Below are 4,459 nucleotides of genomic sequence, written 5' to 3'. Positions count from 1 at the left end.
CGTTTTACAAGTTGTTTATTATATTCTTTCCAGTCTCTTTTCATAAAAACCTCGCCAATTTTTAAGTTTTTAGGTATAATTTTATATGATATTACAATTAAATTGTAAAAGTTTTTGGACAATATCATATTTTAACATAGAAATACGAAATAACTTTATTGATATATCGGAAAAACTAATTATGATAAAATATTTTGCTATAAAATTGATAAAGGGCATCTTAGGTTGTAAATTAATGATTTTTAATTTAAAAATGAGACCCTTCGGTCTTACGGCCTCAGGATGACAAGGTTGAATGATAAGCACTAGAGAAAAGGTGATCTTATTTGTCATTCTGAGCGAAGCGAAGAATCTCCTACTTTTGTTGAATTTCTAATCCGACGTATTTTGCACGCATAATAAACTTGCGGGAATTTTAGAACACCTCCATGGAGGATTTAATATGAAAAAGGCTTTTCTTTCATTTATTACTTTGATTATTTTCACAATAACATCAAAAGCAGCCGAGGTTACAATTTATGCTGCAGCAGATTTGACATATGCATTTGCAGAGATTAAAAAAGTTTATGAAAATAAATTTCCAAAAGACAAACTTAAAATCATCTACGGCTCATCCGGTAAAGGATACACACAAATAATAAATGGTGCTCCTTACGATATTATTTTTTCTGCTGATATGGGTTATGTTGAAAAGCTAAAACAGCAAGGTTATATAATTTCAGAGGTTAGACCTTATGCTGTTGGAAGATTAGTTTTATGGACGTTAAAAAATAGCGGTATTGATGTTCTAAAAGGAATTAACATAATCTTAGACCCAAGAATAAAGAAAATAGCTATTGCAAATTGGGAGCATGCTCCTTATGGAATTGCAGCAAAAGAGTGTTTAGAACATTACAAACTTTTTGATAAAGTTAAAAATAAGCTTGTTTTAGGAGAAAATATCAGTCAAACAACTCAGTATGTTGAGACAGGCGCCGCCGACGTTGGATTTATAGCATTATCTATTGCTAAAAGTGATAAATTAATAAGAGAAGGAATTTATTATCTGCTGCCAGATACTTGCCATAAACAAATATTGCAAGGAGCAGGAATTTTGAAGAATGCTTCGTCGGATAAAGAAAAATTAGAAGCAGCAAAAAGATTTTTTAATTTTATGAGCACACCGGAAGCAAGGAAGATAATGATAAAGTACGGTTTTGTTTTACCAGGAGAAAAAGATTGAACAGAGTTTTTGGAGAGATTATAAGAATAGATTATAAAGATAATTTCTCTGTTGTTGAAGTAAATACTAAGCTTGGAAATTTGTTTGTGGCAGTATTAGAAACTCCTGAAACAGCAAGCTATCTTAAAGAAAAGAATTATATTAATCTTCTATTTAACCCAGCTGAGCTTTTGCTATTTAAAATAAAAGATGAAAACTTGTTAAACATGTTCGATTGTAAAATCATAGAAATTGAAAAAGGAAAGCTTTTATCAAAGATTTTATTAGAAAAAGATAGTATAAAATTAGAAAGTTTAGTTTTGACTAAACAAGTTGATAAATATGATTTAAAAATAGGAGATAGAGTTTTTTGTCATACAAAACCTACAAGTATATTTTTTGAGGTAGTTTGAAATTTGGATTTTTGGGAGATTATCAAGCAAATAGATTTTGAGCCATTTTATCTAACGTTTAAGCTTGCATCTTTAACGACTGTTATTTTAATTATAATTGGCATTCCGGTAGCATACTTTATAGCATATTCAAAATTTAAGTTTAAATCTTTCTTTGAAGCAGTTATTGCACTGCCTCTTGTGCTACCCCCATCAGTTTTAGGGTTTTATCTTCTATTGATACTAAGCAGAAATGGATTTCTTGGAAGTTTTTGGGAAAAATACTTTGGACATCAGCTTGCTTTTCATTTTGAAGGAATTTTGATAGCTTCAGTAATATTTAGCTTTCCTTTTATGGTTCATCCATTGGTTTCTGGATTCAAAAGCATTGATAAAAGTTTGATAGAAGCATCTTATACTCTTGGAAAATCTAAATTAAAAACGCTTTTTAAAGTTATTCTTCCTAACATAAAGCCGTCAATTTTAAGCGGTATTACTTTATCTTTTGCGCATACTGTCGGTGAGTTTGGGGTTGTTTTAATGGTTGGTGGTAGTATAGACGGAGAGACAAAGGTTGTATCAATTGCAATTTATGACGCAGTAGAAAAGTTAGATTATACATCTGCACATGTTTATTCAGCAATTCTTTTTGGATTTTCTTTTTTTATTTTGCTTGTGGTTTATATGCTTAATAGTTCAAACGGGATAAACGTTAAACGTTAGAAAATCTTTATAACCCACACGGTTAAGATGGAACATCCTGAGGACGTAATTCCGAAGGATCTCATTTTTTAAATTTTATTAAAAACCGCCAATTTCTCACCCAAGGTGTATTTTTTTAAATATTTATTTCTAATTTTTAACTTTTTGCAAGATAAAAGTAATATTTTAGCATAAATCTTAAGGTGATGGTAAGTTTATAATAATATGGGATTCTTTTGGCTGCAAAATATAATGAGTGAACGCGACCCGACTTTTTTATTGAAAATAGTTTATTTCAGCATAACTTTAATTTATATAAAAATGATGATGAGGAATTTAGTCATGCTAACAGTAAGAAAACCAGCTGTTGCGAATATGTTTTATACTGGTGATAAAGAAAGACTTTTATATACAATTAAAAACTATTTGAATAAAGCACCTTTATATGACTATGTTCCTGAGGGGATAGTAGTTCCACATGCAGGATATATGTATTCTGGACCTGTTGCAGCAGTTTCATATAAGCAGCTTTTAAACCTTGACCCGAACAAACATTACAAAATTTTACTGATAGGGCCGTCCCACCATGTATATTTTAATGGAGTTTCTTATGGATTTTATGATTACTGGGAAACCCCCCTTGGAAAAGTAAAAGTTAATAAAGAAGCGATTATTAAATTCTTAAAAGAATATCCGGATTTTCCATTAACATTAAATACTCTTCCACATCAAAGAGAACACTCTTTAGAGGTTCAGGTGCCATTTTTGCAAGTTGTACTAAAGGACTTTGAAATTTTACCATTTGTATATGGAGATATTGATAGCAGTATCGTTGAGAATATTATAGAATACTTTAAAGATAATGATACAGTAGTAGTTATAAGTACAGATTTAAGCCATTACTATCCGGATAATATAGCCAGAGAAATAGATAGATATTGCCATCTTGCGGTTTTGGAATTAAATGAAAATTATCTTAAAAACTGTGAAGCATGTGGAAAAGTTGGTCTTGAAGCGATGATAAAATACGCAAAAAGACATGGATTAAAATCTAAAATACTTGATTATAAAACATCGGGCGATACAGGAGGAGATTATAGCAGTGTTGTCGGGTATGGAAGTTATATCTTCTATAAGTAAAGAAGAAGGCGATTTTTTAGTTAAATTAGCAAGGAAAGCTATTGAGTATTACTTAACATATCGTAAGGTGCTTCCGATTAGACCTGAAGATATTCCTTATGATAATCTAAAAAAACGTGGTGCATCTTTCGTGACTTTAGAAACTAAATATGGAGATTTGAGAGGTTGCATTGGTTCAATCATTCCACACAGACCTTTTTATGAAGATGTAATACACAATGCCATTTCTGCTGCTGTTTCAGACCCAAGGTTTAATCCAGTATCTCCAAACGAGCTTGATTTTATTAAAGTTAAAGTATCTGTTTTAACCTATCCAGAAAAGGTTGAATATGAAGATTGGAGAGATTTACTGTCTAAAATTGAGCCTTTTAAAGATGGATTGATAATTAAATATAAAAATTTTTCAGCAACGTTTTTGCCGGAAGTCTGGGAAAAATTACCATCAAAAGAGGAATTTCTTGCTCATCTGTGTTTAAAAGCCGGACTACCTGCTGATTTTTGGAGAACCGGTCTATTGGAAGTTTTCAAATATAGAACTATAACGTTTAGCGAATGAGAGAGATTGCTTACAGGATAATAAAAAAGTAAACTTTAAAAAATTTAAAACAATCTCTCTAATGTGAGGCTGCTCCAAAAATAAACGTTGTCATTCTGGGACCGGCGAAGAATATCATGTTTTTCTTTCCAAGTCGAAAAATCAAAAAAGAGATTCTTCGGTCTTCGGCCTAAGGAATGACAAGGAAAGATAAATTTACAAAAATTTTGGAACACCCTCATAAAATACTTGGCATGAGAGAAACTTTCTGATAACCTATCATCGTAATCAATACAGGCTTAAAAGCCTAATGTTCTGATTTAGGTTTTAGGAAGTAGAGGAAGGACAGTCTAAAATATCCTACAGCGGTCTTAAAAGACCAATGACAGAAACTTGATCTGTCCTTCCTTTTTCTCTCATGTCTGTAATTATTATAAAACTTATACGTCGGGTGAGAAATTACCTCCATAGTTTACTTTTTCTAAAAAA

At 31.2% G+C, this 4,459-nt stretch carries 5 protein-coding genes; all 5 read left to right on the top strand.

Annotated features, from left to right (window positions below; all coding sequences use genetic code 11):
- Positions 1-442: 442 nt before the first annotated feature.
- Positions 443-1,222, top strand: a complete 780-nt coding sequence (gene modA / locus Q0929_RS08820; protein WP_299240064.1) for a molybdate ABC transporter substrate-binding protein — start codon at positions 443-445, stop codon at positions 1,220-1,222.
- The gene (locus Q0929_RS08815; RefSeq protein WP_299240062.1) at positions 1,219-1,614 is read left to right on the top strand and encodes a hypothetical protein; all 396 of its coding nucleotides are present in this window, start codon (positions 1,219-1,221) and stop codon (positions 1,612-1,614) included. Before modA ends, Q0929_RS08815 begins: the two co-directional genes overlap by 4 nt.
- A 3-nt stretch (positions 1,615-1,617) precedes the next feature.
- Positions 1,618-2,316, top strand: a complete 699-nt coding sequence (gene modB / locus Q0929_RS08810; protein ID WP_299240059.1) for a molybdate ABC transporter permease subunit — start codon at positions 1,618-1,620, stop codon at positions 2,314-2,316.
- Positions 2,317-2,637: 321 nt separating this feature from the next.
- Entirely contained in the window at positions 2,638-3,435 is a 798-nt protein-coding gene (amrB, locus tag Q0929_RS08805) for an AmmeMemoRadiSam system protein B (protein WP_299240056.1), read from the top strand.
- The gene (amrA, locus tag Q0929_RS08800) at positions 3,410-3,991 is read left to right on the top strand and encodes an AmmeMemoRadiSam system protein A (RefSeq protein ID WP_299240054.1); all 582 of its coding nucleotides are present in this window, start codon (positions 3,410-3,412) and stop codon (positions 3,989-3,991) included. Before amrB ends, amrA begins: the two co-directional genes overlap by 26 nt.
- Positions 3,992-4,459: the final 468 nt, after the last annotated feature.

It is taken from the genome of Sulfurihydrogenibium sp., from assembly GCF_028276765.1.
Classification (GTDB): Bacteria; Aquificota; Aquificia; order Aquificales; family Hydrogenothermaceae; genus Sulfurihydrogenibium.
The sequence above is the reverse complement of the archived record's forward strand: the minus strand, read 5'-3'. Positions and strand labels throughout refer to the sequence as shown.

Bases quoted from the DNA above. Each gene is read 5' to 3' on its own strand.
- modA (WP_299240064.1), top strand. From the start codon at position 443: ATGAAAAAGGCTTTTCTTTCATTTATTACTTTGATTATTTTCACAATA.
- amrB (WP_299240056.1), top strand. From the start codon at position 2,638: ATGCTAACAGTAAGAAAACCAGCTGTTGCGAATATGTTTTATACTGGT.
- amrA (WP_299240054.1), top strand. From the start codon at position 3,410: ATGGAAGTTATATCTTCTATAAGTAAAGAAGAAGGCGATTTTTTAGTT.